This window comes from Streptomyces sp. NH27 (assembly GCF_056859195.1).
In genome coordinates this window covers 1-4,069 of the sequence record NZ_JACEGK010000636.1, presented here as the reverse complement: position 1 = coordinate 4,069, position 4,069 = coordinate 1, and the positions used below count along the sequence as shown (strand labels likewise).

Genomic DNA, 4,069 nt, shown 5'->3' with positions numbered 1-4,069 from the left:
GCGCCACTGCCACAGCAACGAGCACCATCTGCACTGGTCACGCTTCCGACGACGCAGCCAGGCCCGAGCCCGCCGATCCCACTACAAACGCCGAGGCCACATTCTCCAGATGCGGTTGCAGTACTAGCCGGGCCCTTCTCCGTCACCATGCCGCGCGAATGGAAATAGAGCGGCCTGGCTACCACCCAACCCCGTAGAGTCCACACGGTACGAGTGAGGAGTGAACGGTGGAATACACGGCGAAGCCGGACTTTGAGCAGAACCTGGCCGATTTTGGATCGGCGAGGTTCACCAAGCTTCGCCCTGGTCAGCGCCAGGTTCTCGCGGCGTACGCGGAGCAGCACCTCGACACTACGGACCTGGCCGTCGAGATGCCCACCGGCGAGGGCAAGACGCTGCTGGCGTTATTGATCGCCGATCACGCCCTCACACGCGGGTGGTCGGTGGCCTACCTGACTGGTACCCGCCAACTCGCCGAGCGGGTCGAGGAGGAAGCCGAAGCGCTCGGACTGGACGTCGTCCGCTTCGCCTCGAAGGACTACGGCGGCGCCAAGCTCGACGACTACCATCAGGCCCAGGCCGTCGGTGTGATGAACTATTGGGTCTACTTCAACAGCAAGCCCGTCCCGCAACCCGCCGACCTGGTCATCTTCGACGACGCCCACCTCGCCGAGCAGCCCCTCAGCGGGTTGCAGACCCTGCGCATCCCCGACAAGGTCGGCCCCGCTCGCCGGCTCTACCAGACCATCTGCGAGTTGGTGGTGGCGCACACTGACGCTTACCCCGGCCTGCGCGCGATGCTCGACGGCACCGCCCGGCCCGGCACTCCGCCCGAACTGCTGTCCTTCAGCGACTGGGACGCGATCGCGGGCCCGACGCGCGACGCCATTGAGGCGTCACCCCTCGTCACGGACCGGGAACTCAAGGACGAGATGAGGTATGTCTGGCCTTCCGTCCGCGACCACCTCACTCAATGCGGCATCCTCATCGGACCCTCCGGCATCGAGGTCCGCCCTTACCACCCGCCGACCGCGCTCAACACCCAGTACAGCCGGGCCAAGCAGCGGATCTACCTGTCGGCCACCCTCGGCTCGATGGACGACCTGCAGCGGCGAGTCGGTGGCGCCCCGGTCACCCGCCTGACCACCGCCACCTCGTTGCCATCTGGCGCGACGGGCGAGCGACTGCTCGTACTCAATCCCAGTGCCGAACCCCCCTTCGGCCAGAACGTCCTCGGCTGGGCCCTCGCCCAAGCCCAGGCGGCCGGAGGCCGAGCCGCCTGGTTGTGCGCGAGCCACGCCGAGGCCGACACCCTTCAGGAGACCCTCACCGCCTACGGGCAGCCGGTCTATCGTCTTCGTCCCGGCGACGACTCGATGGTCGACGCATGGAGCCGAGTCGCGAACGGGCACCTGATCACTGCCGGCCGCTACGACGGGCTCGACCTCGCGGGCGACCTGTGCAAGCTGGTCATCATCACCACGGTCCCGCAGGCCAGCAGCGAGTTCGAACGTTTCGTCGTCGCGTATCTCGGCGACGCCAGCTTCATGCGCCACCGCGTCGGCCAACGGGTCACCCAGGCGCTGGGTCGCGCCAACCGCGAACCGACCGACCGCTCCCTCTACCTTGGGCTGGACCCCAGCTTCGCCCAGATGCTCGCCGACCCCGCAGTCCGCAAGTCGATCCCCGCAGGCACCGAACCCACCGTCCGTGCCGCACTGGAGATATACGACCAGGGCTGGGACGGCACGCTGCGCGCCTGCGCCGCCTTCTGGCAACCAGCAACGCAGACTCCGACTTCCGCCGGGACCGTAGCAACCCCCGCAAGTCCTCATCGCAAGGCGCGGCCCGGCCGCAACACCAGCGGGAGCGGCGACGTCTCCAGTGCCGACGCCGAGGTCTCCGCAGCGACCGACCTGTGGCTGGGCGACCACGCGGGAGCGGCCAAGAAGGCGAAAGAAGCAGCCGCTCAACTCTCCGTGGCCGGAGAAACCGAACACGCCGCGTTCTGGCGCTACGTGGAAGCCCATGCCCACTTCAACCGAGGACGCAACCAAGACCTGGCTGCCGCACGTAACGCACTGGAAGACGCCACCGCCGGCGGCCCGCGCACCACCTGGTTCCGCAGACTCGCCCGCACCATCGCCGACCTCGAAGGCTACGAACACACCGCTGACGACACCGACCGATTCTTCCTCGCCTGGGACGAGTGGCGCCGTGAAACCGGTGCCCGCCTCGACCGCGTCCTCTCCGAGGGCCGCATCCAGCTCACAGGCGGCCACGACCAACAGTGCGAAGGACTGACCAGGCTCGCCCGCCTGGTGGGTGCCACTGGCGAACGCCCACCCAAGAGGGAGCAGAGCGCCACGGACTGCCGCTGGACGTGGTCCACCGTCAAGCGCGCCGAACGCCGCGTCTGGGAGGTCAAGACCGTCCCGAAAGGCGAGCCTCATCCGCTTAATCGCGGCGACGTCAACCAACTGCTCGGGCAGATCGAGGTCGAGACCAGGCGTTCTGCGAAGACCCGCGTCTTCGGTTGCCTGCTCACTCCAGCGACCACCACCCAGGGCGACGCTGCAGAAGCGGCTCACGACAAGATCGTTTTGGTCAACCACGGAGCGGCCGTGAGGCTCTACGACATGCTGGCCGACCGGCTCCGCCAGTACGACGCGCTGTGCGGTGGCAACAACGCCGAGGCACGCGGTGAAGCTCGCACGAGGATCGAAGCGCTCCTGCCCCAAGAGGACGGCTGGCTGGGCAAACTGCTCGCGCCCTCTCGTGGGCGGCTTGTCACCGCAGACGACGTAGCCGCCATCTTCCCGTCGACGTGATGACAAGCAAAGCTGGTCATCACAGCCGTCAGACACTGGGGAGGGGCGGTCCGGACGGGCCGCAGCCTGTGTACCGGCCGCGGCTTTTCTGCACCTGGCCGAGTCCTACCCCACGGCCGAGGTCACCCATGACCACTTCCACCAGATCCACCGACGCATACGGCGCGTCCGCCCCAGCCACGCCCCCTCCACATCGACTCCATCGAACTCGTCGACGTGTCCGCCAGCGCGTCCGAGAAGGCCATCACGTGGGAGTCCGTGGCCCCGCCGATTCCGCTCGGCGTCGGCCGCTGACATCGTCAGGACGGCCGTGATGCTGGACACAACGACGACTTCACGAGGCACTCGAATGCGACACCGAACATCCGCTTCGGGTACGACACGCACCGCTCGTCCGTCCCGCCCGAAAGCGACACGACCTGCGGGGGACACGGCTTGTGCCGCGACTTACTCGGGGGTGATCGCCGACCTGCATCCCGACGACGGCCTCGCCCGCCTTCACGCCGCTGCACGCGACGGCATCCGTGCCGCCCTCGGCGAGGACGCCTGCCGCTACGCCTGGTCGTTGCAGCACCTGACCACCGCCTACGCATACGCCGACGCGGACTCCGACGCCGCGCAGCGGCTGCTGCGCCGGATACGGCCCGGACATGCGCCCCTCCACATCAAGGACATCAGCCTCGTGGACGTCACCGCGACCAGCAACGACCGCAGCAAAAGCATCACCTGGAAGCGGCTGCACACGATCCCGCTTCGGGGCAAGGACTGAGAGCCTGACGTTCCCAGGGGATCTTGAAGAACTCCGTGTTGCCCGGATGAGCTTGGGCGCGGATGGGTTGCGGCGCGCGGGCAGGGGTGGCCGTGCGAATAAGCGAACGGGAGCGTCGGCTTCGCCGAGTCGGCCGCAAGATGCGCTTTGTGCGTCACACGAATCGATATTGTGATGGTGGTGCGGATGATGGATGCCGAATTCAGTTCCACCACCTTCGTGGTCTTCGACGTCGAGCTGCGTAGCCAGCTTGGCGGCCCGGTCCCGGTGGCCGCCGCGGCCCTCGCCCTCAGCGGCAAGAACTGGCAGCCTCTGTGGCGAGTTCACCGAGAGATCCGCGAGGGTGACTGCTCAGGTCCTTGTGTGACCTGCGGGTGGTTGCCTCGTTGGTCTGTCCGTGGGACTCGCGAAGCGTCAGCCGTCGTACGAGGACCTCGTGCGCGTGATCGTGGATCTGCAGCGGGACGTG

General features: G+C 67.5%; 2 protein-coding genes. Both read left to right on the top strand.

Annotated elements, in window-relative coordinates; genetic code table 11:
- Window positions 1–227: 227 nt before the first annotated feature.
- Window positions 228–2,831: a DEAD/DEAH box helicase family protein gene (locus AC13HU_RS33545; RefSeq protein WP_483045761.1), complete on the top strand. Its 2,604-nt coding sequence runs from the start codon at window positions 228–230 to the stop codon at window positions 2,829–2,831.
- A 457-nt stretch (window positions 2,832–3,288) separates the two neighbouring features.
- Window positions 3,289–3,600: a hypothetical protein gene (locus tag AC13HU_RS33540; protein ID WP_483045760.1), complete on the top strand. Its 312-nt coding sequence runs from the start codon at window positions 3,289–3,291 to the stop codon at window positions 3,598–3,600.
- Window positions 3,601–4,069 lie beyond the last annotated feature (469 nt).